The 26,296-nt window shown below is 48.4% G+C and carries 27 protein-coding genes; 21 read left to right on the top strand and 6 right to left on the bottom strand.

Annotation, left to right across the window (positions count from 1 at the left end; genetic code table 11):
• The first annotated feature begins 24 nt into the window (after positions 1–24).
• From C7R92_RS11890 to C7R92_RS32320, 4 genes are all read left to right on the top strand, one after another.
• On the top strand, positions 25–1,767 hold the full coding sequence (locus tag C7R92_RS11890; RefSeq protein WP_106834398.1) for an ABC transporter ATP-binding protein: 1,743 nt from the start codon (positions 25–27) through the stop codon (positions 1,765–1,767).
• A 19-nt stretch (positions 1,768–1,786) separates the two neighbouring features.
• Complete coding sequence (locus C7R92_RS11885; protein ID WP_106834397.1) at positions 1,787–3,871, top strand: ABC transporter ATP-binding protein; 2,085 nt, start codon at positions 1,787–1,789, stop codon at positions 3,869–3,871.
• Between the two features lie 28 nt (positions 3,872–3,899).
• Positions 3,900–5,084: an MFS transporter gene (locus C7R92_RS11880; protein ID WP_106834396.1), complete on the top strand. Its 1,185-nt coding sequence runs from the start codon at positions 3,900–3,902 to the stop codon at positions 5,082–5,084.
• Between the two features lie 133 nt (positions 5,085–5,217).
• Complete coding sequence (locus tag C7R92_RS32320; RefSeq protein WP_167403201.1) at positions 5,218–5,364, top strand: hypothetical protein; 147 nt, start codon at positions 5,218–5,220, stop codon at positions 5,362–5,364.
• Positions 5,365–5,429: 65 nt separating this feature from the next.
• Here C7R92_RS32320 and C7R92_RS11875 read toward each other — a convergent pair whose 3' ends face one another.
• The 3 genes from C7R92_RS11875 to sppA form a co-directional block, all read right to left on the bottom strand.
• Positions 5,430–6,440 carry a CAP domain-containing protein gene (locus C7R92_RS11875; RefSeq protein WP_106834395.1) on the bottom strand — a complete coding sequence of 337 codons (1,011 nt, stop codon included), beginning with the start codon at positions 6,438–6,440 and terminating at the stop codon, positions 5,430–5,432.
• A 116-nt stretch (positions 6,441–6,556) separates the two neighbouring features.
• A complete protein-coding gene (locus C7R92_RS11870; RefSeq protein WP_017251451.1) occupies positions 6,557–7,048 on the bottom strand; it encodes an RDD family protein in 492 nt (163 codons plus the stop codon).
• A gap of 30 nt (positions 7,049–7,078) precedes the next feature.
• Positions 7,079–8,044 (bottom strand): signal peptide peptidase SppA, encoded by a 966-nt coding sequence (gene sppA / locus C7R92_RS11865; protein ID WP_017251450.1) that lies wholly within the window; start codon positions 8,042–8,044, stop codon positions 7,079–7,081.
• Positions 8,045–8,221: 177 nt separating this feature from the next.
• Here sppA and C7R92_RS11860 point away from each other — a divergent pair, with 177 nt between their 5' ends.
• On the top strand, positions 8,222–8,950 hold the full coding sequence (locus C7R92_RS11860) for an amino acid ABC transporter ATP-binding protein (protein WP_083261665.1): 729 nt from the start codon (positions 8,222–8,224) through the stop codon (positions 8,948–8,950).
• Positions 8,951–9,007: 57 nt separating this feature from the next.
• On the opposite strand, the gene C7R92_RS11855 is transcribed toward C7R92_RS11860, so the two are convergent.
• Complete coding sequence (locus C7R92_RS11855) at positions 9,008–9,709, bottom strand: polysaccharide deacetylase family protein (protein ID WP_017251448.1); 702 nt, start codon at positions 9,707–9,709, stop codon at positions 9,008–9,010.
• Between the two features lie 141 nt (positions 9,710–9,850).
• Here C7R92_RS11855 and C7R92_RS11850 point away from each other — a divergent pair, with 141 nt between their 5' ends.
• The 7 genes from C7R92_RS11850 (at position 9,851) to gcvH (ending at position 14,371) form a co-directional block, all read left to right on the top strand.
• On the top strand, positions 9,851–10,663 hold the full coding sequence (locus C7R92_RS11850) for a DUF2797 domain-containing protein (RefSeq protein WP_017251447.1): 813 nt from the start codon (positions 9,851–9,853) through the stop codon (positions 10,661–10,663).
• 47 nt (positions 10,664–10,710) lie between these two features.
• Positions 10,711–10,902, top strand: coding sequence for a hypothetical protein (locus tag C7R92_RS11845; RefSeq protein ID WP_106834394.1), 192 nt, complete (start codon positions 10,711–10,713; stop codon positions 10,900–10,902).
• 83 nt (positions 10,903–10,985) lie between these two features.
• Entirely contained in the window at positions 10,986–11,834 is an 849-nt protein-coding gene (locus C7R92_RS11840; RefSeq protein ID WP_106834393.1) for a hypothetical protein, read from the top strand.
• A gap of 58 nt (positions 11,835–11,892) precedes the next feature.
• Positions 11,893–12,258, top strand: a complete 366-nt coding sequence (locus tag C7R92_RS11835; protein WP_106834392.1) for an arsenate reductase family protein — start codon at positions 11,893–11,895, stop codon at positions 12,256–12,258.
• Positions 12,255–13,445: an aminotransferase class I/II-fold pyridoxal phosphate-dependent enzyme gene (locus C7R92_RS11830; protein WP_106834391.1), complete on the top strand. Its 1,191-nt coding sequence runs from the start codon at positions 12,255–12,257 to the stop codon at positions 13,443–13,445. The genes C7R92_RS11835 and C7R92_RS11830 overlap by 4 nt, the downstream gene beginning before the upstream one ends.
• Positions 13,446–13,478: 33 nt before the next feature.
• Positions 13,479–13,931: a redoxin domain-containing protein gene (locus C7R92_RS11825; RefSeq protein ID WP_106834390.1), complete on the top strand. Its 453-nt coding sequence runs from the start codon at positions 13,479–13,481 to the stop codon at positions 13,929–13,931.
• 59 nt (positions 13,932–13,990) lie between these two features.
• Positions 13,991–14,371, top strand: coding sequence for a glycine cleavage system protein GcvH (gcvH, locus tag C7R92_RS11820; RefSeq protein ID WP_017251442.1), 381 nt, complete (start codon positions 13,991–13,993; stop codon positions 14,369–14,371).
• Between the two features lie 54 nt (positions 14,372–14,425).
• On the opposite strand, the gene C7R92_RS11815 is transcribed toward gcvH, so the two are convergent.
• Positions 14,426–16,480 (bottom strand): methyl-accepting chemotaxis protein, encoded by a 2,055-nt coding sequence (locus C7R92_RS11815; RefSeq protein ID WP_069848819.1) that lies wholly within the window; start codon positions 16,478–16,480, stop codon positions 14,426–14,428.
• A 308-nt stretch (positions 16,481–16,788) separates the two neighbouring features.
• Between C7R92_RS11815 and C7R92_RS11810 the strand changes: the two genes are divergently transcribed.
• From C7R92_RS11810 to pckA, 5 genes are all read left to right on the top strand, one after another.
• Positions 16,789–17,229 carry a hypothetical protein gene (locus tag C7R92_RS11810; protein WP_017251440.1) on the top strand — a complete coding sequence of 147 codons (441 nt, stop codon included), beginning with the start codon at positions 16,789–16,791 and terminating at the stop codon, positions 17,227–17,229.
• A 22-nt stretch (positions 17,230–17,251) separates the two neighbouring features.
• The gene (locus C7R92_RS11805) at positions 17,252–17,644 is read left to right on the top strand and encodes a VOC family protein (protein WP_007726371.1); all 393 of its coding nucleotides are present in this window, start codon (positions 17,252–17,254) and stop codon (positions 17,642–17,644) included.
• A gap of 497 nt (positions 17,645–18,141) precedes the next feature.
• Complete coding sequence (locus C7R92_RS11795) at positions 18,142–18,489, top strand: SCP2 sterol-binding domain-containing protein (protein WP_244195727.1); 348 nt, start codon at positions 18,142–18,144, stop codon at positions 18,487–18,489.
• A gap of 59 nt (positions 18,490–18,548) precedes the next feature.
• Complete coding sequence (locus C7R92_RS11790) at positions 18,549–19,691, top strand: M20 peptidase aminoacylase family protein (protein ID WP_106834389.1); 1,143 nt, start codon at positions 18,549–18,551, stop codon at positions 19,689–19,691.
• A gap of 292 nt (positions 19,692–19,983) precedes the next feature.
• Positions 19,984–21,567: a phosphoenolpyruvate carboxykinase (ATP) gene (gene pckA, locus C7R92_RS11785; RefSeq protein WP_106834388.1), complete on the top strand. Its 1,584-nt coding sequence runs from the start codon at positions 19,984–19,986 to the stop codon at positions 21,565–21,567.
• 98 nt (positions 21,568–21,665) lie between these two features.
• Here the strand turns inward: pckA and C7R92_RS11780 are convergent, their stop codons facing one another.
• On the bottom strand, positions 21,666–22,241 hold the full coding sequence (locus C7R92_RS11780; protein WP_158265745.1) for a stalk domain-containing protein: 576 nt from the start codon (positions 22,239–22,241) through the stop codon (positions 21,666–21,668).
• 282 nt (positions 22,242–22,523) lie between these two features.
• Here C7R92_RS11780 and sufC point away from each other — a divergent pair, with 282 nt between their 5' ends.
• From sufC to sufU, 4 genes are read left to right on the top strand one after another with little or no spacing between them, the layout of a single operon-like run.
• Entirely contained in the window at positions 22,524–23,312 is a 789-nt protein-coding gene (sufC, locus tag C7R92_RS11775) for a Fe-S cluster assembly ATPase SufC (RefSeq protein WP_017251436.1), read from the top strand.
• Positions 23,313–23,333: 21 nt separating this feature from the next.
• A complete protein-coding gene (sufD, locus tag C7R92_RS11770; protein ID WP_106834386.1) occupies positions 23,334–24,632 on the top strand; it encodes a Fe-S cluster assembly protein SufD in 1,299 nt (432 codons plus the stop codon).
• Positions 24,632–25,858, top strand: coding sequence for a cysteine desulfurase (locus C7R92_RS11765; protein ID WP_017251434.1), 1,227 nt, complete (start codon positions 24,632–24,634; stop codon positions 25,856–25,858). Before sufD ends, C7R92_RS11765 begins: the two co-directional genes overlap by 1 nt.
• On the top strand, positions 25,845–26,282 hold the full coding sequence (gene sufU, locus C7R92_RS11760) for a Fe-S cluster assembly sulfur transfer protein SufU (RefSeq protein WP_069848808.1): 438 nt from the start codon (positions 25,845–25,847) through the stop codon (positions 26,280–26,282). The genes C7R92_RS11765 and sufU overlap by 14 nt, the downstream gene beginning before the upstream one ends.
• The last annotated feature ends 14 nt before the right edge of the window (positions 26,283–26,296 follow it).

The following is a 26,296-nucleotide window of genomic DNA, read 5'->3' as shown; positions in this document are numbered from 1 at the left end:
TATGAATAAATAGAGGTGATTTACATGCAGACACTACGGCAATTATCTTGGTTTTTCCGTGCCTATTGGAAACGGTACGTCATTGGAATCTCTGTGTTGTTTATTATTGATGTCCTCATGCTTTGGCCGCCGAAATTAATCGGGGACACGGTGGATTCGATTCGCAACAGTTCCCTGACAAACGCTGACTTGACGCAAACAGTGGTCATCTTGCTCGTTTTGGGTGTTAGCTTGTATGGATTGCGGTTTCTCTGGCGGTTCTTGTTAAATGGGGGGGCCCTGATACTGGAGAGGACGTTGCGCGAGCGACTGTTTGCCCATTTGACGAGAATGACCCCGTCGTTTTTTCATCGCAAACGCAGTGGGGATCTGATGGCCGTCGCTACCAACGACATTCCTGCCATTGAACAAACAGCTAGTACAGGGGTGCTTACGCTTGTCGATGCGCTGTTCATGACCTTGTTAACGCTGGGCGTCATGGTGACCGCGATTGATTGGAAGCTGACGCTGGCTGCACTGATCCCGATGCCGTTTTTGGCTTGGTCAACGGCGTACTATGGAAGGTTGCTGCATGAGCGCTTTTACTTAGCGCAGGAAGCCTTCGGAGAGATGAATGATCATGTTCAACAATCCGTATCGGGCGTTCGGGTATTGAGAGCATTTGTTCAGGAAAAGGCCGATATCGAGGCATATCGACGGGTCAGTGAAAAAACGTTGGAGCGAAATGTGAGCGTTTCGCGGATCGACGCCCTGTTCGAGCCAACAATCGCGATTATTATTGGCTTCAGCTTTTTGATCGGGCTGGGCTATGGGACGTATTTGGTGTTCACCAGCGTCATCTCCTTAGGGGATTTGGTTGCGTTCAATTTATACTTGGGACTTTTAATTTGGCCGATGTTCGCCTTTGGTTGGCTAGTCAATGTGTTGCAGCGCGGTGGTGCTTCCCACAAGCGTTTTACAGAGCTAATGGTGGAGCAGCCAGATGTGGCGGAGGCAGCGAATCCGGTCACGAGCCAAATCGCCAATACCGTAGAAGCACGCCATTTTTCCTTTACGTATCCGGGGACTGACAAGCAGGCACTCACCGACATCTCGTTTCGTTTGGGTGAAGGAGAGACGCTTGGGATTGTCGGACGGACAGGAAGCGGCAAGTCGACGCTATGCCGTGCTTTATTGCATCAAAATCAGATGAAGGAACAAGCTCTGTTTATCGGGGGCATCCCGATTGAGGGACTTGCTTTCGATACGCTGCGAGAAAAAATCGGCTATGTGCCTCAGGAGCATTTGCTGTTCTCACGGACGATTGCAGAAAATGTTACATTCGGGAAACCACAAGCGACGACCGAAGACGTGATGCATGCTTTGGAGCTTGCGGAGATGAAGAGAGATCTGGCGCAATTCAGAGATGGATTGCAAACCATGGTTGGAGAGAAGGGGGTCACCCTCTCCGGTGGGCAAAAACAGCGCATTTCCATTGCGCGCGCTCTTTTGATGGATGCGGGTATCTTGATTCTCGACGATTCTTTATCGGCTGTGGATGCGCGGACCGAGGAGAGTATCCTGCGTCATCTGAGACAGGAACGCGCAGATAAAACGACGATTATTACCGCTCATCGTCTGTCTGCCGTACAGCATGCACAACTGATTCTCGTGCTGGATGAGGGGCAGATCGTCGAGCGGGGGACACATGACGAGCTGATGCAGCGCAACGGCTGGTATGCAGAACAGTACCGTCGTCAGCAAATGGAACAGGATGTGGCTGGTTGAGAGAGGGGGAAAGCGTTTCATGAGCAAAGAAAATGTATGGGGGCGTTTGACCGAGTACGCCAGGCCATTTCAAAAGCAAATACTGGGAGCGCTGTTCCTGCTCTTGCTGGGAACGAGTGCAGAGTTGGCGGGTCCTTTTTTAGCCAAGGTCATCATTGATAATCACATCCTAGCGATCCAAAAGCCTTGGTATCAACTGGACGAAGTGCCACCACAAGCAGCGGGGCAGGTCGCCTCACTGAACGGTACGAACTATATTCGTGAAGATGTTGCAGCAAAGACGGGTATTGCTTTGGATAGTATCCGTCAAAAAGAAGGAACCGTGCTGACAGAAGGCACGACCTATTACTTGGTTTCCGGCAAGGTGAATCCAAACACAGAGAAGCAATTCACTCCGATTGCGCCAGAAAACGGCAGGGAACGCTTCGAGGTAACAACGAAGGATCAATCAGGTCAAAAGATGACCTCCACAGGCATTCGGCTGACCGTTGAGGAAGTCAAGGCGATGTATCAGGGGGATGTCCTGCCTATTGTCTGGCTGTCCGCAGGTTATGGAGCACTGATCTTGCTCTCAGCAGGATTCAATTACGTCCAGATTTTGTGGCTGCAAAAGATCGCGCAGCGCATCATTCAGCAAATGCGGATGAAGCTGTTTATCCATTTGCAAAAGCTCCCGGTTGCCTTTTTTGATAAAACGCCAGTGGGTGCGCTTGTTTCCCGTGTGAGCAATGATACAGAAGCCATTCGTGAGCTGTATGTGAGTGTACTCGCGACGTTTGTGCAGAATGGTCTTTATTTGATCGGAATCTTGATCGCGCTCTACATCTTGCAGCCTGAGCTCGCTCTCTTCTGCTTTTTGACGGTGCCAGTGCTCGTACTGTTAGTCTACGTGTATCAAAAGTACAGCTCTCGCTACTATGCGGTGATTCGAGCGAAGCTCGGTGATATGAATACAACGATCAATGAAATGATCCAGAACATGACGATCGTGCAGGCTTTTCGTCGGGAGAAAGGTGTGCAAAAGGAGTTTGCTGATGTAAATGAAGACTACTTCAAGGTGCGGATGAAAGAAATTAATCTCGAATCCTTGCTTTTGCGCCCAGCGGTAGATCTGATCTGGAAAATTTCCTTGACCCTGATCGTCTGGTATTACGGCTCGAGTTCCTTCCACAGCGCGATTTCCTTTGGTGCGCTTTTTGCTTTTGTTGATTACATGGGGCGTTTTTTCGAGCCGATCAACATGATCATGAATCGGTTGTCACAAATGCAGCAGGCGACCATTTCAGCGGGGCGCGTCTTCGAAATTATGGATGAGACCACGGAGAAGAGAGAAGCTGGTGCACAAATCGAGCGCCCGCGTGGAGAGGTTGTTTTTGATAACGTATCTTTTGCTTATCAGGGTGACGATTACGTCTTAAAAAACGTCTCCTTTACGGCGCAGCCTGGTCAGACGATTGCACTGGTAGGGCACACTGGATCGGGAAAAAGCTCTTTGATGAATTTGCTGCTCGGGTTCTATCCGGTGACGAAAGGGAGCATTTTGATCGACGGGCAAGATATGAGACAGATTGATACGCACTCGCTGCGCAGTCATGTCGGACTGGTTTTGCAGGACCCGTTCTTGTTTACGGGAAGCATTGGATTCAATATTCGCATGTACAACGATACGATTACGGATGAAGAAGTGAAGCGGGCGGCAAAAGCTGTACGTGCTGACGAATTCATTTCCAAGCTGCCGGGCAGTTATGACGAGCCAGTCGTCGAGCGAGGCATGACGCTATCGGCAGGCCAACGCCAACTGATCTCTTTTGCACGTGCATTGGCTGCTGATCCCGCGATGCTGATCTTGGATGAAGCAACGGCAAGCATTGACAGTGAAACAGAGCTAGCCATTCAGGAAGCGTTGCATGTACTATCAAAAGGTAGGACGACATTCATCATTGCCCATCGCTTGTCGACGATTCAGCACGCCGACCAGATTCTTGTTTTGTCCCGTGGAGAAATCATGGAGCGAGGTACACATGATGAACTCATGGTGAAAAATGGTCTTTATCAAAAAATGTATCAGCTTCAACAGGGGAGTGCTTCCGTAGAGAGTGCTTAGTAGGGAGCTAGGAAGGAGAAACAACACCATGTCACAGTCACGTTACACCTTTTGGGTGTTGATTTTGGTTGTCGGCATTGCGGGGTTAAGCCAAGGCTTGACGATCCCGATGCTGACGGTTTTATTGGAAAAACAAGGTGTTTCATCCGTGATGAACGGACTCAACGCCGCTGCCTTGTATATTGGAATGGTCATGGTCAATCCATTTTTGGAAATCCCACTGCGGCGCATTGGATACCGATCCACAATATTATGGGGGTTGCTGCTGGTGACGATCGCAACAGCGCTCATCCCGATGTTCAGCCATTTGGCGGTCTGGTTCGTATTACGTTTACTGATGGGAGTGGGCGATAGTGGTTTACATTACGCCAGCCAAATGTGGGTGACCAAGATCGCAGCCCCCGAGAATCGAGGACGCGATCTTTCCATTTACGGGCTGGCATATGGCGTGGGCTTTAGTATTGGTCCATTAGGCTTAAGCGTGCTCCATTTGGGGATTTGGGTACCATTTGGCGGCTTGCTCGTTCTGTATCTGATTGCCTTCTTATTATTATCCCGGATCAAAGATGAGTTCCCTGCACAGATCGAACAAACGGAAAAGAAGCAAAACAAATACGCATTTGTTTTGCGACTGGCCTGGCTGGCGCTGATTCCTTCGTTTTTGTTCGGATTCATGGAGACGTCGCTCAACGGCAGTTTTCCCGTTTATGCCTTGCGTACTGGCTTGTCTGTTGAATGGGTTTCCTTGATCCTTCCGTCGTTTGTCGTGGGAAGTATTATTTTGCAGATGCCGCTGGGGGCATTGAGTGACCGTTTAGGTCGCAAGCAGGTCATGCTCGCGTGTGCGCTTGTAGGGGGATTGGCCTTCTTCCTGTTCCCGTTTGCAGGTGAAAACGTATGGCTGATGATGCTGTTGTTGGCTATAGCTGGAGCGGCTGTCGGTTCCTTTTACTCGTTAGGTTTGGCTTTTTCGGCAGATATTTTACCAGCATCGATGGTTCCTACCGCAGGAATTATCGCGGGCGTCAATTTTGGTGTCGCCAGTATTTTGGCTCCGAATGTGAATGGCCTGCTGATAGACGTGTGGGAGCCGTGGACGATCTTTTGGCTGATGGGATCGCTGCTCATTGTTTTCGCGGCAGCTTGCCTGTTTTTCAAACAAAAGGCAATCCAAGAACAGACGTATTCGATGCCCTTGCAAAAACAGGGGTAAAAACAAGGATGGATAAGCTTCGCCAAGCTTTTGGCGAGGCTTTTATTTTTTTGCCCAAAAAAGCATAAACGGGCATCAAGGTGGGAAGCGTATGAATAGTAAGTAGAACAGCATGATTGGAAGGGGTTACCCGATGCTGACACCATGCATTTTCAGAAGAGGCATTGCCTGGATCTTATTTTTCGTGCTCAGTCTGGTAATCATCCCGTTTTTCTCAGATGACGGCCAGGCTCCGACACCGTCTGCACCTGCCACTACAAATGCAACTTCGCAGCCATAGCTTTGCCCTTGTGTTCACGAAAAAAAGACACGCCACTTACGAAGGCGTGTCTTTTTGCTGTAGTGTTAGCGGGTGACAAAATTTTGGGTGAAATATGGGCGGCCATCTTTGATCAGGATACCGACGCCGAGCTGCTTGAAATTTGGAGAGAGCAAGTTTTGACGATGCCCTGCGGAGTTCATCCAGCTCATGTGGGCTTCGATCCCGTCTAGCTGTCCGTAGGCAATGTTTTCACCAGCTGCGCTGTAACGAATGCTGGCTTGCTTCAAACGATCAAACGGACTTCCCGTAGATGGGGAGGTATGGTTGAAAAAGTTATTCTGGGCCATGTCTTGGCTGTGTGCTCTGGCCACTGCTGCAACTTGTTCATCCCACGTGATAACGGGCAGCTTGGCACGTTGCCTTGCCACGTTGAGCAAGTCCAAATTTTGTTTCTCGTATGCGAGCGCTGCCTGCTTCATCTGTGCGTCTGTCAGTTTCGGCAGTTCAGGTAATTTCGTATAGGAAATGGGATACATCAAGCCAATCGCAATAGTGGCAAAATGCTCAGGAGTAGAGATGCGCACCCCTGCGACCTTATTTCCACCCAGCTGATCGATAGAGAAGGTGATCGCCTGATTGTTTTGGAGATAGGTCGGATGAGTAAGGGTATTTTTTTGGATACGCAGACTCGGGTTGATCGTCAGCGTATTTTGCGGTGCACCCCAGCTGTTTTGTAGGTCTTTTGTAGTAGAGCCAATCGTGATGCCATTCAGATTCAGCTTGGCTCCATTGGTAAACAACGTCACGACTTTGCCGTTTTGCAGGCCGACTTGAATATAGTTGTTCAAATCTTGATTGTAAATCCACCATTCCACGCCCGTATGACTTGGATCAATGCGGGCAGGCTTGCCTAATATTTGTTCTACCTGTGCTGTGCTCATTCCTAGCTGAAGGTTATAAACGACATTCGTTTTAACGGCTGCTGCTTGAGGGGCAGCAGATGCAGCTGAAACAGGAAGGACAGGGGCAACGTGGCCGAGCAGAGCCAGCGAAAGGCTCAGGGCGAGGATGCTGGTTACTTTCTGTTTTCGCATGTATCTTCCTCCTCGGTTGGATAGGATCTGCCTTGTTGGTAATGGTATCGGCAGGAAGCTCCTACAAAAATAGGGACCAAGGATGCAAAAATAAAACCCCCGCTATAGAGCGGAGGTTATGGTCGACGATCCCGGATGACATACGTTTTGGCGATCAGATCATGCCAGCCTTGCTTACGTGGGTGCCATGCAACCCATAGATAGCCCAGTCCGAATACGAGTGAAGCGACGAATTTGCCGATGACTTCTCGTAAAAATACCTGTCCGCCAGACAGATTGCCTCGCGCCTGTCTGGCACTGATGACACGGATGCCTGTGATCAGCTTTCCCAAGGTTTGTCCGGTCCACCAGGTCAGCAAGATCATATAGAGGAGATCAAACAACGCCTCTACCAAATCGATGAAATGAAAAGAGGCGTATGGAACGGCAAAAAAACGTCGTAATGGATTGAAAATGAGGTAGCTAATGCCGATCAAGAACATCGAATCAAGGAGCGACGCCACCACACGAATCCAGAAGCCAGCATACAAATGTTGTGGTTGTGCTTCTGAATATGGATCAAGGGAATCAGGATCATGTGCTTTTTCTTCGTCGGGAAGCTGGTTCATAAGAAGCCACTCCTTTTTTGTTTTAACAGGCTAAGGCATGAACTGATACAGCAGGCGAGGTGAACTTTGGCGGTCCCATATTCGATTGAGACCAAGCGGATCAGGATTCGACCAATACTGCTTCATGCTGAATAACAGCTTGCTGATGGAGAGTTGGTCCGCATAGCGTATGACCATGGCTTCTTTTTCTCCAGACAAAGAGAGGGCATAGCGTGTCGCTTCCTCCAAATCGCCGAATTCATCGATGAGCCCCAAGCGTTTTGCTTGCTCACCGGAATAGACACGGCCGTCAGCGATTTCCAGCACGCGTTGACGGGAGAGGTTGCGGCCCTTGACGATGACGTCGACGAAATTGTTGTAGCTTTCGTTGACGAGTGTTTGGAAAATGTGCCGTTCTGGGTCCGTCAGTGGCCGGGCTGGACTGCCGATGTCCTTGAAGCGTCCGCTTTTGATCGCGTATTGATGTACACCTAGCTTGTTCGCAGCTTCACTATAGTTAAACAGATTGAAAATGACGCCGAGGCTGCCGGTTAGTGTGTTGGGATTGGCAAAAATCGCATCGCCTGTTGTGGCCAAGTAATAGCCGCCTGACGCTGCTGTGGAACCCATGCTGACGACAATAGGAAGATTGCGAACCTGCTTGAGCCGCAGCAAGCGTCTGTGCAGTTCATCGGTAGCGACGACCTCTCCCCCTGGACTATCAATGCGAAGGACCACGGCTTTCACCATCTCATCCTCTTCAATTCGGCGTAGCTGTTCAGTCAATAGCTCCGTCATCGAAGGCAGCCCGGCGTTATTTTGTTGCCCCGAAATAACGCCGTTTACAAATAGCTGCACAATTTTGCTGTTGCCATAGCCCGATACCACATTTTCTTCCCAAGCGAACCCAGGATGGTCGACGAGATCTGTATAAGTCCCGTAAATACCCTCCACCAAAAGCCCTAATAGAAAAACGACCAGTACGATTACGAGCGCGACCCATTTTTTTCGATGCATGAAAACCACCTCACACTTAGCATGAGCCGTCGAGGGCAGAGTTACGCATAGGACTAGCACTGGAAAAAATGGGAATGAGGTAGGCTGATAGTAAATTCATGCAATCTTTTGACTATTGCGGTAAAATGAAATCACAAGAACTACAAGCTTGTTTTATCGCAATAGGGGGACAGACAAATGATTATACAGGTGTCGGATTTGACGAAGAACTACGGCGATCTGAAAGTGTTGAAAGGCATTACGACTCAGGTAGCAGAAAAGGAAGTAGTCTGTGTCATTGGTCCGTCTGGCTCGGGCAAGAGCACGTTTTTACGTTGCTTGAATCAGCTGGAGGAAATGAGCGGCGGAAGGATTGTCATCAACGGACATGATTTGTCAGACCCCAAGACCGATATTAATAAAGTCAGAGAAGAGGTCGGGATGGTCTTTCAGCGCTTTAATCTCTTTCCGCATAAAACGGTGCTGGAAAACGTCATGCTGGCCCCTGTAAAAGTGAAGAAAATGTCCCAGGAAGAAGCCCGCAAGCAAGGCTTGGTTCTCTTGCAGAAGGTGGGGCTCCAGGATAAGGCCGATGTGTATCCCGAGCGGCTGTCTGGCGGGCAGATGCAACGAGTCGCAATCGCAAGGGCGCTCGCCATGAATCCAAAGGTTATGCTGTTTGATGAGCCGACATCCGCCCTAGACCCGGAGCTGGTAGGAGAGGTGCTTGCCGTCATCAAAAATTTAGCCAAAGAAGGCATGACAATGGTAGTCGTTACACACGAAATGAATTTTGCCAAGGAAGTGGGCGACCGCATCATTTTTATGGATCAGGGTATCATCATGGCAGAAGGTCATCCCAGCGAGGTTTTTGGCAACAGCAGTAACGATCGCTTACGCTCGTTCTTGGGCAAGGTATTGGCGTAAAAAAAAGGCACCAGTTGCTTCGTTTCGTTTCATGAAAAACGAGGCACTGGTGCCGTATTATTTTGCTGCATCCAACAATTGACTGACCGTGACAAACCGATAGCCCTGCGAACGCAAATCCGTGATGAGCTCCCGAAGCGCAGCGACTGTTTGCCGTTGGTTCAGACCCCCATCATGAAACAGGATGATATCCCCGGAGGAGACATTGCTTTTGACGCTTTTGGCAATGACATTAGCCGTGCGTGCCAAAGACCAATCACGAGGATCAATGGACCAGTGAATGATGTCGTAGCCACTGGATTGAACCGCATTCATGACGTCATGTGTCAGGATGCCGTAGGGTGGACGGTAGTATTGCGCCAAAATGCCGGTCGTCTTCAAAATGGAGCGCTCTGCATGCTTGATGTCTTCGTACACTTCATGCTCGGTCAGCTTGTTCAGGTCAAAATGGTGGTAGCCGTGGTTGCCGATTTCATGCCCGGCCTTGTAAATCCACTGCATGACCTTTGGATGCTTGTCCACTTGTGAGCCAAGGACAAAAAACGTAGCGCGAACATTGTACTGGTGCAGCACCTCAAGAATTTTGGGCGTGTAGATAGCATCCGGCCCATCATCAAAAGTGAGGGCGACGACCTTTTTCTCTGTGTCGATTCTGTGGATCGGCTCATACGAAGGTAGTGTTTGCTGGGCAAAGGTAGGTAGAGTGCCGTAGCCAAGAAGGCAGGCGAAAAGCAAGGCGTACCGTATGCATTTGCGCATGAACAATCGCCTCCTTCTTCTGGGATGTGATTAGGTTCACCTCCTGCCAGGGAAAACATGCTACCAAAAGAAAACAGCGGTCAGAGTAGGTGGCGGTTATGTTAAAATGGAAGAACCGTACATAGGAGAGGAGAGAGTTTGGTGGAACTCCGCGGTATTTTGCAAGGACTAACACACGAGTACCATGGAGGGGACAAGCCGGTAGACTACTATTTGAATATCGGTGAAGATCGCCTTCCGCTTAATGAATGGCTGGGCAGTGAATTGACGATTTCGTTTTTGGGCGAAAAAAATTGCATTGCCTGTGGCCGCAAAACAAACAAGACGTTTAACAGCGGGTATTGCTATCCCTGTTTTACCAAACTGCCAGAAAATGACTTGTGCATCGTCAAGCCGCATGAATGTCATTTTGACTTGGGGACTTGCCGGGACGAGAGCTTCGGCGAGAGATATTGCATGATTCCTCATTTTGTCTATCTGGCAGTATCGAGTGATATAAAGGTAGGATTGACTCGCAAGCATAATGAATTGAGACGCTGGGTGGATCAAGGTGCGATTCGCGCGATTCCGATTGCGGAGCTTCCCACTCGTCGGATGGCTGGGGAGCTTGAATTCCATTTGAGTCAGTTTTTGCCGGACAAGACCAACTGGCGCAAAATGCTCAAGGGAGATGTGAAGGAAATTGACTTGCTCGCCATGCGTGACGAAGTGTACGGTCATTTTCCTGAACAGTTTAAAGCATTCCAATATCGCGAGGACGAATGGGTAGATATTGCCTATCCGATCTTGGAGTCACTAGATAAAATTAATTCCAAGACACTCGATAAAGAAGAACAGCTCGGCGGGCGATTGATCGGTGTGAAAGCACAGTATTTGATTTTTGACAATGGTGTATTCCAGACGAGAAAGCACGCTGGCTACCAAGTCGAGATCAAAGCAAAACCGTCTGCATAATGACGTGCAAACTCCTCACACTAGGACATGTGAAGGAGGATGGGCAGATGGATGAGCATATTGAGTACACCATGCCTTTAACCGGGACACTGGCTGAGGCTGAGGAAGACCAGAATGCCAAACAACTAGGGGTGCCCTTCTCGCCGCTTTCGCAAATGTGGCAGGTAAATCCGGATGCTCGGACGAATGAAGAAGAGACTGCGAAAAGCAGGCGCAATGAAAGCAACATGTCGCAATAGCAGCTTACGTATGAACGACAGCCAGAAGACAGTGATGGCTGTCGTTTTTGTTTAGCACGTTGAATACGTGAGGAGGCAGAGGTATGCGAGTCTGGTTGCATTCTTTTTGGGTAGCGATGGTGCTAATCGGTTGCATGTGGGGGATGTACGAAATCGGGGCAAAGCAGATCGGAAATATGAATACGAAAAAAGCAGCACTTGAAACGCCGGTTACTTCCACACAAGCGAGTCAGAAGTTGGTGGACCGTGACGCCGTTGTTGAAGCGTTTGATTGGACAGACGACAAGGGTGTGGGCCTCGAGTATAACGAAGCTGAGCTGTTACAAATGCAAAAAGATCCGGACAACCATAACTACAAAAAAGTTCTCCGCCGTTTTGTGCAGAGTGAGTTGAAAACGGAAATCGAGAGCTTTCAAACGATAGGCAGTCAATTAAATCCCAGGAGAATTCTTGTAGCGACGACAGACGGTATGCTGTACGAGGTGACGATGAAAAAAAGGAGTAATCATCGGCAAATGTGGACGGTAGAAAGGTACAACATGACGGCTGGATATAGGACGGATGTGGAGCAAGAGCAAGACCTGCTGCCGGAAGATATGTATCCAACCTATCGTGTGATGGAGCTAGCCGAAGCCGATTTGCAAATCCAAGCGTGGGCCAAGCCGCTTATTCAAAATAGTCAGGGCCATACATTTAACACCGCTCTAAATGGCAAAACCTATCTCTTGATCAAAACATCCCAGAGCGAAACAGATTCGGTGGAGATTGAGGGAATTAGAATCTGGGTGGAAGAAATGCTCGTCCATTATCAAACATATGAATTTGGACAAGGGGCAGATCGTTCCATACTTAATAACTACTTGCTGATTGAAGTGCCGGAAACTGCAGGATCTGGCGTGACGTTTTACAATACGGTAACCGTTGTCCGCTAGGTGTACTTCTTTTACAATGAAAGAAACGACGACATAAACCGAAAGCGAGGAAATACATATGACGATGAAAGCCTACCTGTACAATAAATGTGATACATGCCGCAAAGCGAAAAAATGGCTCACGGATCAAAATATTACCTTTGAAGAAATTCCGATTGTTGATGCACCGCCGTCCAAAGAAGAGCTACGCCAAATTTGGCAGACAAGCGGTCTCGATTTACGCAAGTTTTTCAATGTGAGTGGTGTCCATTACCGCGAGCTAGGCTTGAAGGACAAGCTTCCTGCGATGTCAGAGGATGAAATGCTTGAACTGTTGGCTTCCAATGGCAAGCTGATCAAACGGCCTCTTATTGCAAGCGATCGTACCGTAACCCTTGGTTTCAAAGAAGAAGAACTGGAGAAGGCATGGGGAGGGAAGGCATGATGCGCCAACCTTCCAAAAGACTGAACCATCTTACCGCCGATATTTTTTCAGAGATGGAGGCTCGCAAAAGGGAAGCTGCCAAAACAAGAACGGTATACGACTTGAGCATCGGCAGTCCTGATCAGCAGCCTGACGAGAATCTCCTTCAAACGTTAATCCATGCCATCCAGCAACCAACTGCTTTTCGCTATCCATTGAGCGACGGAACGGCGGCCTTCCGAGAAGAGGTCGCCCGCTGGTATCAATGTCGTTTTGGGGTGGAGCTGGCGCCAGATGGGGAGGTTCATTCCTTGATGGGATCACAGGATGGATTGGCTCACTTTGCTTTGGCATGGACCGATCCTGGAGATATCGTCCTCGTACCTGATCCCGGGTATCCGATCTACGAAGGCAGCGTTCATTTGGCGGGAGCTGTCCCATACCGGATGCCACTGCGGGCAGAAAATGGATTTTTGCCAAAGCTGACAGACATTCCAGAGGAGATTGCCGCTCGTGCTACGTTCATGATTCTGAACTATCCGAATAATCCGGTTTCCGCGGTCGCTACCCTTGCCTTTTTTGAAGAGGTCGTGGCTTTTGCCAAGCGTTTTGACATTATCGTGGTTCATGATTTGGCATATTCGGAGATGGTGTTTGACGGCTATCAAGCGCCGAGCTTTTTGCAAGTGTCAGGAGCGAAGGATGTAGGAATCGAATTTAATTCGTTTTCCAAGAGCTTTAACATGGCAGGTTGCCGGATCGCTTACGTTGTAGGGAATGCAGACATCATTAAGCCGCTTGCGATTGTAAAATCCAATATCGATTACGGCGTCTTTTTGCCTGTACAGCAAATGGCCATTGAGGCTTTGCGAAGGGATCGGGAATCGGGTGGGAAAAACACAGTCGCACCCGTTTACCAAGAACGGCGTGATGTGCTGCTGGGGGCATTGGCACAGGCAGGATGGAGCATTCCATCTCCCAAGGCGACCATGTTCGTCTGGGCAGCTGTACCGAACGGCTGGACGTCACGAGAGTTTGCCTTCGCTGTACTGGAGAAAGCCGGAGTCGTGGTCGTTCCGGGAAGTGCCTTCGGCGAAGAAGGAGAAGGGTATGTACGAATTGCTCTCGTTCAACCTCCCGAAATCCTGTTAGAGGCAGTGGCTGCCATCGATCAATCCGGGATTCTTCGTATGAAAACAAGTGTGTAGCGGTTGAAGTCCAAAAAGAGGGGATGAGCTTTCATGCGTTTGCACGAAGAAATGCCTGACTTTCCTGGGATTACGGAGTGGATCAACGGGCAAGCTACCAAAGCTGATTTGGCTGGAAGTCCTGTTTTGGTGCATATCTGGTCCGTCAGTTGTTACATGTGCAAGGAATCGATGCCAAGCATAAACGAATGGCGAGACCAATACGCTGCTAACGGTTTGAAGGTCATTGGAATTCATACGCCTCAATCGGAAAAAGATACAGACATCGAGATGATCAAGAAGGCGATTGCAGAACAACATTTGACACACCCTATTGCAATCGATAATGATAGAGAGACAGCCGATGCATTCCAGAATGAATACGTCCCCGCTTTTTATTTGTTTGACGAGGCTCTTCAGTTACGTCATTTTCAGGCAGGAGAGAAGGGTCTCCAACTGGTAAAAAAACGCTTGTTCAGAATTTTGGGGATCGAAGAGGAATCCTAGAATGTTCGTCTAATTATGTATGTGTAATGGATTGTACCCGATAGGAGGATATGTAAACGATGGAATTCCCGAAAAATCTACGTTACAGTGAAGAGCATGAGTGGGTGCGAGTAGAAGGAAACAAGGCGTACATCGGAATCACTTCTTTTGCTCAATCAGAGCTGGGTGACATCGTGTTTGTCGAATTGCCTGAGGTAGGCACGACAATCCAACAGGATGAGCCGTTTGGCAGCGTGGAATCGGTAAAAACCGTTTCTGAGCTGTACGCTCCTGTGACTGGTAAAGTAGTAGAAGTAAATGGCGAACTGGAAGATGCACCTGAACTGGTTAACTCCTCGCCATACGAGCAAGCATGGATGATCGTCGTCGAATTGTCTGATGCAGCTGGGCTGGACAAGCTGATGGATGCAGACAAATACGAAGCGATGGTAAAAGAATAGGAAACAAAAAAGCCGGGGCTTTTATGCTCCGGCTTTTCTTTATTTAGGGATGGACTACTCCAGCTTGAATGTTCGTACCGCATCATTTAGCTCTTCTGCCATTTTCGCTAGCATCGTTGCAGCCGAAGAGATTTCCTCCATGGAAGCGGTTTGTTCTTCCGCTGCTGCTGCAACTGTTTGAGAGTTGCCAGCTGATTGTTCTGCGATTTGTGTAATATGCGTTATTGCAGATACAATCGTTTGCATTTGCTGACTGATCTTGCTCATTTCTGTTGTCACTTCATTCATACGGTCGAGCAGCCCTGACGTGGAGCCAGTAATTTGCTCAAATGCATTTCCTGTTGAGCGAACGAGTGTCATGCCTTCTCCCAAAATAGAAGCGCCATGATTCATTGCCGCGATCGCTGAGCCTGTGTCCTGCTGAATCACGGTGACGATGTGACTGACTTGCTCAGCGGCAGAGCTGGACTGCTCGGCCAACTTGCGCACCTCGTCGGCTACAACTGCAAAGCCTCGTCCTTGTTCTCCGGCGCGAGCTGCTTCGATAGCGGCGTTCAGAGCGAGCAGGTTGGTTTGATTGGCGATCGTCGTGATGAGTGAGATCATTTCTCCAATCTCTTGGGAGCGCTGGCCTAGCGTATTGACGATGGTAGAGGTCTTGGCCATCTGGCTATGGATCACATCCATGTGCTCGACCGTTTTAGCTGCCATCTGATTGCCATCTGTGGCTTGGCGGTTCGCTTCTTGTGTAGAGAGATTTACATCCTCAATTCCTTTTTCCATCGCTTCAATGTGTACGGCAATCTCGTTGATGACTTCATAGCCTTGAACAGTCGCATCCACTTGCTGCTCAGTACCGTAGGCAATTTCTTGAACGGATTGAGCGATCTGCTCTGTTGCTTTGCTCGTCTGTTCCGCACTTGCCATCAATTGCTCAGACGTAGCAGCAACCTGTTGAGCGTTGAAGCTGACTTGACCCAGCGTTTCGCGCAAGGTTGCCGTCATGGAGTTGAAGCGATTTGCCATAACCCCTATCTCATCGGCTGTCTGAATATCCATGGAAGCAGTAAAATCGCCGTTGGAGAGGGCTTGCGACAGCTGGTTGGCTCGCTCGATTTGTTTGGTCAGGTATTTGCTGAAGGAATAAATGACAGCAATCATGATCAACAGACCGATCAGGCTCACTGTACAAAGCTCAAAGAACAAGTCATAGAGAGGATCTGCAATTTCTTTTTCTGGCATAACGAGAGCGATTGTCCAGTTTGTATCTCCGAGCTCTTGAAAATAAACACGATTGATGCCGTTTTCATCGTTAAACGTCTTCATGCCTGACTTCTCTTCTAGAAGAGAAGGACCTATTGCTGCCAAGGAAGCATTCTCGTCAGATTGAACGGAATGATTCATCAGCTTGTCTGATTGAGGATGAGCGAGGTATCTCCCTTTTTGATCCACCAAAAAGGCCCAACCTGTTTCGCCTACTTTTGTACTAGAGACGAGCTTTTCCACGTCAGTGAGGGTAATATCGTCTGTGGCCACACCCAGAAGCTTTTTATCCGGGGTGTAAAAAGGAGCGACTACCGTCACCATTGACACCTTGGAAATTTCGTCAAAGTACGGCTCTGAATAATCGCTTTTCTTTGTGGTCGTGATGCCGACCTTGTACCAGTCTTGATTTGGATAGTTATAGGAGTCGCTGCTGTATTCATCTGTAATGTTAACCTTGCCGTCAGTCTTTGCCCCGTATGTAGCAACGAGTTTTTTGTTCGGGTCAAAAGCGTAAGGTTCCATGAAAATTCCCATTCCAACCGTCGTGTCATTAATGAGAACGGTTTTGGACAGCAGGGAATTTAACTGCTCCAGCGAATTTGTAATAGGAGCCATTTCAATAAAGCGAGCCATACTCAGGGTTACCTTGCTGTGGGCTTCCAGTTGCTTTTCCACATTGCTGCCGACCATATCTAGTTGATAATTCATTTTGTCCTCAATTTCCTGGTTCAGTTGGTCGACAGAGAACCAGAAACCGATACCCACAACGAGCAAAAGTGTCAAGATAATGACAGGAAGGGTAATAGTCAGAGTCCGAGCACGAAGACTTTTGAAACGAAACATGAAACCGCTCTCCTTTTGAATTTTTGCTAAAACGATTATTATTCCTTATTATCGGATAGATTAAGACTATCTTGTATGATGGATTTAGGCAAATGAGGGAAAATATTCACACTAGTCAGAAAATGTTGCAGAAATCAAAGTAAATCGAGTAAAATAGATAAACCAAATCTTTATGCGATTTCCTTCATTGGTATCATTTGCGGGTGGAGTGTTAATGGGTATATAAGCTACAATGCGGATACAGACAGAAAGTTTCGACCAAGAAACGGACATGGACGTTTCATTTGGCGAATAGGGAGGGAGACTATATGAGTTTTTGTTGTGGTGCTGGAATGGTAGGTTCCGTAGGCTCAGTCCGTCATTATAAAACGCTTGTACACAATGTCCCCATCATGTTTTGTCCTGTATGTGACAGAATTGAGGTTCATCCCGGTATTGAGGGAGAATACGAAATTTTAGTAGAATATGCTCAGGGAGATCAGGCTCCAGAAGTGGATTTTGCTGACTTTGTGAGTGTTGACAATACATCCGAGTTGTTTGAGAATTGTACCATGACGGATGAAGCGGCCAGCTTCGCCGAAGTATTAAAGCAGCAGATCGATATTTCACTTGATCTGCTCGGAGTCGCCAAGGAGTTACAGGATGACGATTGGCGGGAAGCATTGATGATTCGTTTAAGACGGTTAAGCGAGCGATTGAAGCAGTACAATAAAAGAAAAGCTAATGTCGCACAAGAGCGCATGACCTGAGTTGACGTGGGAGGCAGTGTGAATGTTTCATTTGAAAGCCGTTCACCACATCGCATTGAATTGTAGTGATGTTGTGAAGGTAGCTCGTTTTTTTAAGGACATTTTGGAAGTCCCTATCCCGGAAGAGAATATGACGGAAGGAGCACCTGTCTACTTTCAAATTGGCACATACACACGGATCGGTCTTCATCCTCATGGCGGGGAAGCTGGGAAAGGCGGCGTAGGGCAGGTCGATCATCTCGCCTTCTCTGTGCAAAGCCGAGCTGAGCTGGACTATCTGGTCGATAAGCTGGAGGCAGAGAATATTTGCTATCGTGGTCCAATTACACAGCCTACTAGCTATAATTTGTATTTTGAGACACCCGATGGTCACCACCTTGAGGTGCGACTCGATAAAGACGAGTTTGATGAGTAGTGTTTCAGGAAGCATCTGCGTAAAGCGGATGCTTTTTTTATTTGCCATCTCACTACTGTGGTGCGGAAAAAGCGGTTGCGGTTGTGGATGTTTTTTTAGTTTTAGAAGGTTCCGATGAACAAACAAAGCTGGTGAGAAGAAAAAGCACAGGGCTCGTAGACCTTGACAAAGCCTCCCCAGTCGGAACTTAAAAAAGGGACCACGCTTGTCGAACACTTCTTCCTTGAGAAACGTCCGCCCGTAGGGTGGCTTTGGCTCGACGGTCCCCTTTTTAAAGTGGAGACGGTCAGTGAATCCCCCTTGTGGGCGTGTCAGAGTCGAAGGGAACTGTGCTTTTTCTTCTCCTCCACTATGTTGACTCAAAGCCTTCTTTAAAGGTCTTTCTAAAATGTCGAGAAAAAGATGGCTCCCCTGACAACAGCCGACAGTGACTCTCATTCCTCGCCAAAGGATTCGACCTGACAGGCCACGAACCCAATTGGGAAGAGAGGGGTGGAATGCAGATGATCGGAATGGGCAGACTGCTTTTTGAACTGGGCGAGAGACTGCAAGGAAAAGCACACTTGCGATTCATAACAGCAGGATGGGAGCGCAGGATCGGAATTGTGGTCGATGATTCACCGTCACAGTGGCAATTGACGATAGCAAAAGGCGTTGCATCATGGGATGTGTGGACAGAAGAGCAGTCTGCCGATCTGATCATCAGGGGAGCGGAGAAACAAATGCACATGCTGTTTGGCGGCGATGAGCTCGTCTATGCGCTCGCCAAAGAAAAGGTGCAAATAGCAGGGCCATTGCGCGACCAATTGAAGCTCGATGCCATTTTGCGACTGACCTGTCGGTGAACTGTCTATTAGGGCAGTGTGATATAATAGGAAGAAACGGTTTTGGAGGAGGCGCTTTAATGTCTACTGTTATGTCGTTGCAACAGACGGTTGCCGCACGTAAAGATGCTATTGCCGAAACATTCCGTCATCTGCATGAGAATCCGGAGATAAGCTGGAAGGAAGTAGAAACGACTCGTTATTTGGCCGAGCGCATGCGTGCCTTGGGACTGCGTGTTACGACTTTTGACGATTGTACAGGATTAGTGGCTGAATGGGGCGAAGGGAAGCCAGTTGTTGGCTTGCGCACAGATATCGATGCTCTCTGGCAAGAAGTGGGCGGTGAATGGCGCGCGAATCATTCCTGCGGTCATGACGCCCATATGACATTGATCGTGGAAACGGTAGAAGCATTGGTTGCCGCTGGATATCAACCGCCGGGAACGTTAAAAATTTTGTTCCAACCAGCAGAAGAAAAAGGAACGGGAGCATTGAAGCTGGTGGAGAAGGGTGTTGCCGATGACATCGATTATTTGTACGGTGTTCACTTAAGACCGATTCAGGAGATGGCAAATGGAACCGCGGGACCCGCTATTTACAATGGAGCAGCTATGTTCCTTTACGGAGAAATCACAGGAGTGGCTGCGCACGGAGCGAGACCGCATCTCGGGATCAATGCGATAGAAGTAGCGGGAGCCATTATTTCTGGACTCGGGCATATACATATCAATCCGATGGTGCCTGCTACCGTTAAAATGACCATGCTGCAAGCCGGGGGAGAGAGCTACAACATTATTCCGGACAAGGCGCGTTTTGCTCTCGATCTGCGAGCGCAGACGAATGAGGCGATGGAGACCCTCGAGAATCGCGTTCGTCAAATGATTAACGGAGTCGAGGAGTCTTTTCAGGCACGCATAGAGGTAGAGTCCGGTTCTCGCATGATGGCGGCGGAGGTCGATGATCAAGCGAAGGCATTTATGGAGCAGGCGATCGTAGATGTGCTCGGTCAAGAGAATTTGCGAGCGGCTCCTGTCAGTCCGGGAGCGGAGGATTTCCACTACTATACGGTGGAGCGCCCTCATATCAAGGCGACGATGCTGGCTCTTGGATGTGATTTGGTGCCAGGGCTGCATCATCCGCTGATGCACTTTGACCGCTCTGCATTGGAAAAAGGTGTGGCGATTTTGTGTCAGACAGTCGTAAAAACGTTTGAAAATACGTAAATCTTTATGCCTTGTGAGAGCAACACTAAGGGAGTAAACTCTTGGTGTTGCTCTTTTTGTGGGGAAAATGTCTCTGTGTACTTCCCGTATAGTCGATAGACTGATTGGTTTGTGGACAAAATACTGCTGTTGGGGAATAATACGCATGAGGAGGGTTATTCACACATTCTCCATGAGAGATTATAAAATTATGTAGCTTATTTAGCTAAATGTGATATACTAATTACAAATCGAGCGACAATTAGAAAGTCACAATAAATGATACACATTTTGGGAAGGAGATCGTTCACACATGGAAACCAATACGGTTCAAAAGCTTACTGACATTCTTGGAGCTACAAAAGTGTATCATAACTTACCTGTAGCTAATCTTGTTGAGATGGCAGTGAAGCGTGGCGAAGGGATTTTGACCGATAAGGGGGCGCTCAATGCGCTAACAGGGAAGTTTACCGGCCGTTCGCCAAAGGACAAATTTGTGGTGGACGAAGCTTCCGTACACGATAAAATCAACTGGGGTCCGGTTAACCAACCAATCAGTACTGAAAAATTCCAAGCACTTCAACAAGACGTGCTCCAATACTTACAATCAAAAGATGAACTGTTTGTCTTCGATGGCTTTGCGGGTGCAGATACAACCTATCGCCTGCCAATCCGCGTAGTGAACGAATTCGCATGGCATAACCTGTTTGCACGTCAGCTGTTTATCCGTCCGTCCGAAGAAGAACTGGCTGCGCACGAATCAGAATTCACGGTTATTTATGCGCCTAATTTCAAGGCCAATCCTGCGGTACACGGAACAAACTCCGAGACCTTCATCGTGATGAGCTTTGAGCAAAAGACAGTATTGATCGGTGGCACTGAGTATGCTGGCGAAATGAAAAAGTCGATCTTCAGCGTCATGAACATGCTGCTTCCAGAGCGCAACGTACTCTCGATGCACTGCTCTGCGAACGTAGGTAAAGACGGTGACGTTGCCCTGTTCTTCGGTTTGTCCGGTACAGGAAAAACAACGCTGTCTGCTGACCCGGACCGCTTCTTGATCGGTGACGATGAGCACGGCTGGTCTGACAATGGCGTGTTCAATATCGAAGGTGGATGCTATGCAAAATGCGTCAAGCTGTCTGAAGAAGGCGAACCGCAAATCTGGAAAGCAATCCAGTTCGGTACCGTACTTGAAAATGTAGACGTAAACGAAGCGACTCGTGTAGCAGACTACGATAGCACCAAATATACAGAGAATACACGCGCTGCATACCCAGTGGAAGCAATTCCGGGTGCTGTGATTCCAGGCGTGGGCGGGCAACCAAATGTCATCGTCTTTTTGACAGCCGATTCGTTCGGTGTATTGCCTCCAATCTCCAAGCTGAATAAAGAGCAAGCCATGTATCACTTCCTGTCTGGCTACACCAGCAAAATGGCAGGTACAGAGCGTGGTGTAACTGCTCCGCAAACAGAGTTTTCTACTTGCTTCGGTTCTCCATTCTTGCCACTGCATCCTGTAGTATATGCAGAAATGCTCGGTAAGAAGATTGACGATCGCAAGGTTCAAGTATACCTGGTGAACACTGGTTGGACTGGTGGCCCGGTAGGTGTTGGGCAACGTATGAAGCTGTCCTACACGCGTGCGATGGTAACAGCAGCATTGAACGGTGAGCTGGAAAAAGTAGACTATGTATCTGACGAGATTTTCGGGGTACAAGTACCGACTTCTTGCCCGAACGTTCCTGCTGAAGTTCTGCAACCACGCAATACATGGGCAAACAAGGAAGAATACGACAAGCAAGCGGCTGATCTGGCTGCACGCTTCATTGAGAACTTCGAGAAAAAATTCCCGAATGCAGCAGATATTGCGAATGCGGGTCCTAAAGTAAAGTAATCGAACAAGAAAGAAACGGGTAGACAATAAGGTCTATCCGTTTTTTCTTCGTGAAAACAGAAAAAACCGTCAGTGACCGACGGTTTTTAGCTCATCCGTTACTTGCTGCCATCGAATACTTTCGAGGTATTGATTGGGACAACTTTTCCATTTGACTGACGGAAAAGAGTCAGGTAAGCTTCCCAAGGGAGCCCTTCAATAGTGTGATAGCGATACATAACGAGAAACTCCTGATCACTCATTCCTGTCAGATTGACATAACCTTTGGAAACGACCTCTTTCTCTGGTCCGCAATAGTACAAGCTACCTTTTACATCGGAAGGGTCACAAGGAAGCGGCAAGGTGTCTTTTGCCTGCTGGACAATTGCTTCTGGAATGCTACTGCCACCGGTGCTCCCGCCAGCGCCTGAAAAACGGACAGCAGGGGTTTTATTGTCCCATTCCTGCTTTATGCCGAGTGCATTGGCAACAGTCGCTACAGGTGCATAAACGTTTCCATTATATATGAATGGTTCTGCTTTCGTTTTGACGACCTGGTCATTGACTATCAATTTAATGTTGGAGAAACGAGCAGGTATTTTCTCTGTGCCCGTTTTTGCGAAGACTGTGGTGCCACCTACAAGTAGTAAGACAATAGCGAGTCCAATAGCGAGTTTCTTGTTACTCTTTTTCAAAATGCTCCATCCCTTTCTAGGTATCCAGTGGTGTTTTTTTGCAAAAATTACCTAGAATTTAGACGGAAACGTATGTCCAAAAGTTACAAAGGGAAAAATGCTGCGGAGGCAACAATATTTAGGAAGGATTCATGAGCAAAAACGGACTTTCTAAATATAATGATATAAAAAATACAGATATGTTTCATTCCTTGATTTATAATTATTCTTATTATAAGATAGTTATTGAGAATGGATTGAGAATTTACCAACTCACTTTTGACGTGTATGGAGGGAATTCAGATGACAGCAGTACCGCATTTGCAAATAAAAAACCTTCGCGCCAAGATCGAGGACAAAGAGATCCTCAAAGGCCTGAATTTGGAGATCAAGGGCGGCGAAGTGCACGCGATCATGGGACCAAATGGTACCGGTAAATCGACATTGGCATCCACGTTGATGGGTCACCCAAAATATGAGGTAACCGATGGCGAAGTGCTGATCAATGACGAAGACTTGTTGGAAATGGCAGTAGACGAACGCGCACGTGCAGGTCTGTTCCTGGCGATGCAATACCCGTCCGAAATCAGCGGTGTAACTAACTCTGACTTCCTGCGCTCTGCGATCAACGCACGCCGTGGCGAAGGAAACGAAATCTCCCTGATGAAATTCATCCGTGAGATGGACAAAAAGATGAACACGCTGGAAATGGATGAGTCTTTCTCCCACCGTTACCTGAACGAAGGTTTCTCCGGTGGTGAGAAAAAGCGTAACGAGATTCTGCAAATGATGCTCTTGGAGCCAGCTATCTGTATTCTGGATGAAATCGACTCCGGTTTGGACATCGACGCATTGAAAATCGTTGCAGCTGGTGTAAACGAAATGCGCTCCGCAGACCGCGGATTCTTGATTATTACGCACTACCAGCGTTTGCTGAACTATGTAAAGCCTGACTTCGTACACGTCATGATGCAAGGTCGTATCGTGAAGTCCGGTGGTCCTGAGCTGGCTGAACGCCTGGAGGCAGAAGGCTATGACTGGATCAAGGAAGAGCTCGGCATCGAGGACGAAACCGTAAACGCCAACGTGTAGGATGAAGGAGGCAGCAGTGAAATGAGTGTGGATGTACAGCTACGCTTCGATTCCGAGGCGATCACCCAGTACTCCAAAGCTAATCAGGAGCCTGCCTGGTTCCTGGAAAAGCGCCTCGCTGGACTGAAGGCGGCGGGAGAGCTGGCGCTCCCTGCCTTGGAGAAAACGAAGATTGATAAATGGAATACCGTTGATTTCGATCCGTTCCAAACCACTGCAAAGGTGGCAGCGGCGAATGAACTCAGCGATTTGGTAAAAGCACAAATCGATGTCGACAGCGTGAAAAACCTGTTGGTACAAAAAAATGCTTCTACCGTTTTTCAAGCAGTATCTGATGAGCTGAAGGCACAAGGCGTGATTTTCACGACGTTTGCTGATGCACTGCAAACACACGGCGATCTCGTGCAAAAATACTTGCTGAACGTAATCGCACTTGATGAGCACAAGCTGACTGCTCTGCATACGGCAGTTGTGAATGGTGGCGTATTCCTCTACGTTCCGAAAAACGTGGAAGTAGATGTTCCACTGCAAGCTGTGTATGAAATCGCAGGCGACAACGCTCTGTTGGCTCCACATGTTTTGATCGTGGCAGAAACGAACAGCAAAGTAACCTACGTGGATACATATGTATCTGGCGAAGGCAAAAGCATGGTGGCGAACAGCCTAGTTGAAGTATATGTAGGCGCGGGCGCATCTGTGCAAGTAGCTTCTGTACGTTCTCTGTCTGTAGACGTTCACGACTACAGCTTCCGTCGTGCAACCGTTGAGCGCGATGGAAAAATGGAATGGATTTTGGGTGAGATGAACGATGGCAATACCGTTGCCAACAATACCACCATCCTCAAGGGAACTGCTTCGATCGCAGAGACCAAATCCATTTCTGTAGGTACTGGTTCCCAACGTCAAAACCTCACTTCCCAAGTTCAGCATATCGGCACGCACACCGAGTCTGACATGGTGAGCAAGGCTGTTATGACGGATGAAGCAGTGAGTATCCTGAACGGTATCACGAAAATCGAAAAAGGCGCTGAAAAGGCAAACGGCGTACAGGCGGAAAACATCCTGATGCTGAGCGATAAATCTCGCGGTGATGCCAACCCGATCCTGTTGATCGACGAGGATGACGTTAAAGCGGGTCACGCAGCTTCGGTAGGACGTTTTAGTGAAGAGTCTATCTTCTACTTGATGTCCCGTGGTATTTCCCGTCAAGGCGCAGAACGTCTGATCATTCTCGGCTTCCTGGAGCCAGTTGTCGCTGAGATTCCAGTAGAAGAAGTGAAAAACAGACTCCGTCAGGCGCTTGAAAGGAAGTTAGGCTAATGAACGCCAAGGAGCTTCGGAAATATTTTCCCATCCTTGACCAGGAAGTAAACGGACATCCGCTCGTTTACTTGGACAATGGTGCAACCTCTCAAAAACCGATTCAGGTTATTGAGGCGATGGCTAAATACTACAGGGAGTATAACTCCAATGTGCACCGTGGCGTGCACACCTTGGGCAACATAGCGACAGATGGGTACGAGGGCGCGCGTGAAAAAGTTCGCGCCTTCATCAATGCCCGTGAAGCCGCAGAAATCGTCTTTACGCGTGGTACGACATCTGCTTGTAATACGGTAGCGTATGGCTATGCTCGCATGTTCCTTAAGCCGGGAGATGAAATCGTGACCACATTGGTGGAGCATCACGCCAATTTCATTCCTTGGCAGCAGGCAGCCAAGGCGACCGGAGCGACTTTTAAGTTCATTCCGCTGGCAGAGGACGGCACCGTTACTCTGGAAGCGGTTAAGGAAACGATTACGGACAATACCAAACTCGTTGCCATTCACCATGTTTCCAACGTATTGGGGGATACTACCCCAATCAAGGAAATTGCCCAAATCGCCCATCAGCATGGTGCACTTCTCTTTGTTGACGGAGCGCAGGGTGCTCCACACAAGAAAATCGACGTTCAGGATTTGGATTGCGATTTTTATACGTTTTCCGCGCACAAGATGGCTGGTCCGACAGGCGTAGGTGTCCTGTATGGCAAGCGTGAGGTGCTGGAGCGTGTGGAGCCGATGGAGTTCGGCGGAGAAATGATCGACTATGTGGATATGTACGACTCCACGTGGAAGGAGCTTCCTTGGAAATTTGAAGGAGGTACACCGATCATCGCAGGAGCTATCGGATTGGGAGCAGCGATTGACTTTTTGGAAGAGATCGGAATGGACAATATCGAGCGTCATGAAAAACATCTCGTGAAATACGCGATGGAACAAATGCGCGAGATTGAAGGACTGAAGATTTACGGCCCACAGCAGGATCGCAGCTGCTTAATTACATTCAACCTGGATACGGTACATCCGCATGATTTGGCGACGGTGCTCGACAGCTACGGAATCGCAGTTCGTGCCGGTCATCACTGCGCACAACCGCTGATGCGTTGGCTGAATGTGACGGCTACCGCTCGGGCAAGCTTCTATCTGTACAATACAGAAGAAGAAGTAGATGTGCTGATCGCGGGCTTGAAGAAGACGAAGGAGTATTTCGGCAATGTCTTCTCTTGATGATTTATACCGCCGCGTCATTATGGATCACTACCAGAAACCACGCAACCGCGGGAAGCTGGAAGAATCCGAAGGACTCATTGTAAATTTGAATAACCCGACCTGTGGCGACAGCATCTCGCTCTCCTTGAAAGTGGAGGATGGCAAGGTGGTAGATGCCAAGTTCCTCGGAGAAGGCTGCTCGATCAGCATGTCATCTGCATCAATGATGACGGATGCGATCAAAGGCAAACCAGTTGCTGAAGCACTGGAGCTGTCACAGAAATTCTCCGATATGATGCAAGGTAAAGATATCGATGACTCGATTGATCTTGGCGATATTGAAGCTTTGTCTGGCGTAGCCAAGTTCCCAGCGCGAATCAAGTGCGCGACATTGGCTTGGAAAGCATTGGAGCAAGGCGTCAAACAGGCAGAGCAGGAATAGGGATGAGTAAGGGA

This window comes from Brevibacillus porteri (assembly GCF_003013475.1).
GTDB lineage: Bacteria > Bacillota > Bacilli > Brevibacillales > Brevibacillaceae > Brevibacillus > Brevibacillus porteri.
The sequence above is the reverse complement of the archived record's forward strand: the minus strand, read 5'-3'. Positions and strand labels throughout refer to the sequence as shown.

Coding starts and splice junctions, on each gene's coding strand:
- C7R92_RS11890 (WP_106834398.1), top strand. CDS start 25: ATGCAGACACTACGGCAATTATCTTGGTTTTTCCGTGCCTATTGGAAA.
- C7R92_RS11885 (WP_106834397.1), top strand. CDS start 1,787: ATGAGCAAAGAAAATGTATGGGGGCGTTTGACCGAGTACGCCAGGCCA.
- C7R92_RS11880 (WP_106834396.1), top strand. CDS start 3,900: ATGTCACAGTCACGTTACACCTTTTGGGTGTTGATTTTGGTTGTCGGC.
- C7R92_RS32320 (WP_167403201.1), top strand. CDS start 5,218: ATGCTGACACCATGCATTTTCAGAAGAGGCATTGCCTGGATCTTATTT.
- C7R92_RS11875 (WP_106834395.1), bottom strand. CDS start 6,440: ATGCGAAAACAGAAAGTAACCAGCATCCTCGCCCTGAGCCTTTCGCTG.
- C7R92_RS11870 (WP_017251451.1), bottom strand. CDS start 7,048: ATGAACCAGCTTCCCGACGAAGAAAAAGCACATGATCCTGATTCCCTT.
- sppA (WP_017251450.1), bottom strand. CDS start 8,044: ATGCATCGAAAAAAATGGGTCGCGCTCGTAATCGTACTGGTCGTTTTT.
- C7R92_RS11860 (WP_083261665.1), top strand. CDS start 8,222: ATGATTATACAGGTGTCGGATTTGACGAAGAACTACGGCGATCTGAAA.
- C7R92_RS11855 (WP_017251448.1), bottom strand. CDS start 9,709: ATGCGCAAATGCATACGGTACGCCTTGCTTTTCGCCTGCCTTCTTGGC.
- C7R92_RS11845 (WP_106834394.1), top strand. CDS start 10,711: ATGGATGAGCATATTGAGTACACCATGCCTTTAACCGGGACACTGGCT.
- C7R92_RS11840 (WP_106834393.1), top strand. CDS start 10,986: ATGCGAGTCTGGTTGCATTCTTTTTGGGTAGCGATGGTGCTAATCGGT.
- C7R92_RS11835 (WP_106834392.1), top strand. CDS start 11,893: ATGACGATGAAAGCCTACCTGTACAATAAATGTGATACATGCCGCAAA.
- C7R92_RS11830 (WP_106834391.1), top strand. CDS start 12,255: ATGATGCGCCAACCTTCCAAAAGACTGAACCATCTTACCGCCGATATT.
- C7R92_RS11825 (WP_106834390.1), top strand. CDS start 13,479: ATGCGTTTGCACGAAGAAATGCCTGACTTTCCTGGGATTACGGAGTGG.
- gcvH (WP_017251442.1), top strand. CDS start 13,991: ATGGAATTCCCGAAAAATCTACGTTACAGTGAAGAGCATGAGTGGGTG.
- C7R92_RS11815 (WP_069848819.1), bottom strand. CDS start 16,480: ATGTTTCGTTTCAAAAGTCTTCGTGCTCGGACTCTGACTATTACCCTT.
- C7R92_RS11810 (WP_017251440.1), top strand. CDS start 16,789: ATGAGTTTTTGTTGTGGTGCTGGAATGGTAGGTTCCGTAGGCTCAGTC.
- C7R92_RS11805 (WP_007726371.1), top strand. CDS start 17,252: ATGTTTCATTTGAAAGCCGTTCACCACATCGCATTGAATTGTAGTGAT.
- C7R92_RS11795 (WP_244195727.1), top strand. CDS start 18,142: ATGCAGATGATCGGAATGGGCAGACTGCTTTTTGAACTGGGCGAGAGA.
- C7R92_RS11790 (WP_106834389.1), top strand. CDS start 18,549: ATGTCTACTGTTATGTCGTTGCAACAGACGGTTGCCGCACGTAAAGAT.
- pckA (WP_106834388.1), top strand. CDS start 19,984: ATGGAAACCAATACGGTTCAAAAGCTTACTGACATTCTTGGAGCTACA.
- sufC (WP_017251436.1), top strand. CDS start 22,524: ATGACAGCAGTACCGCATTTGCAAATAAAAAACCTTCGCGCCAAGATC.
- sufD (WP_106834386.1), top strand. CDS start 23,334: ATGAGTGTGGATGTACAGCTACGCTTCGATTCCGAGGCGATCACCCAG.
- C7R92_RS11765 (WP_017251434.1), top strand. CDS start 24,632: ATGAACGCCAAGGAGCTTCGGAAATATTTTCCCATCCTTGACCAGGAA.
- sufU (WP_069848808.1), top strand. CDS start 25,845: ATGTCTTCTCTTGATGATTTATACCGCCGCGTCATTATGGATCACTAC.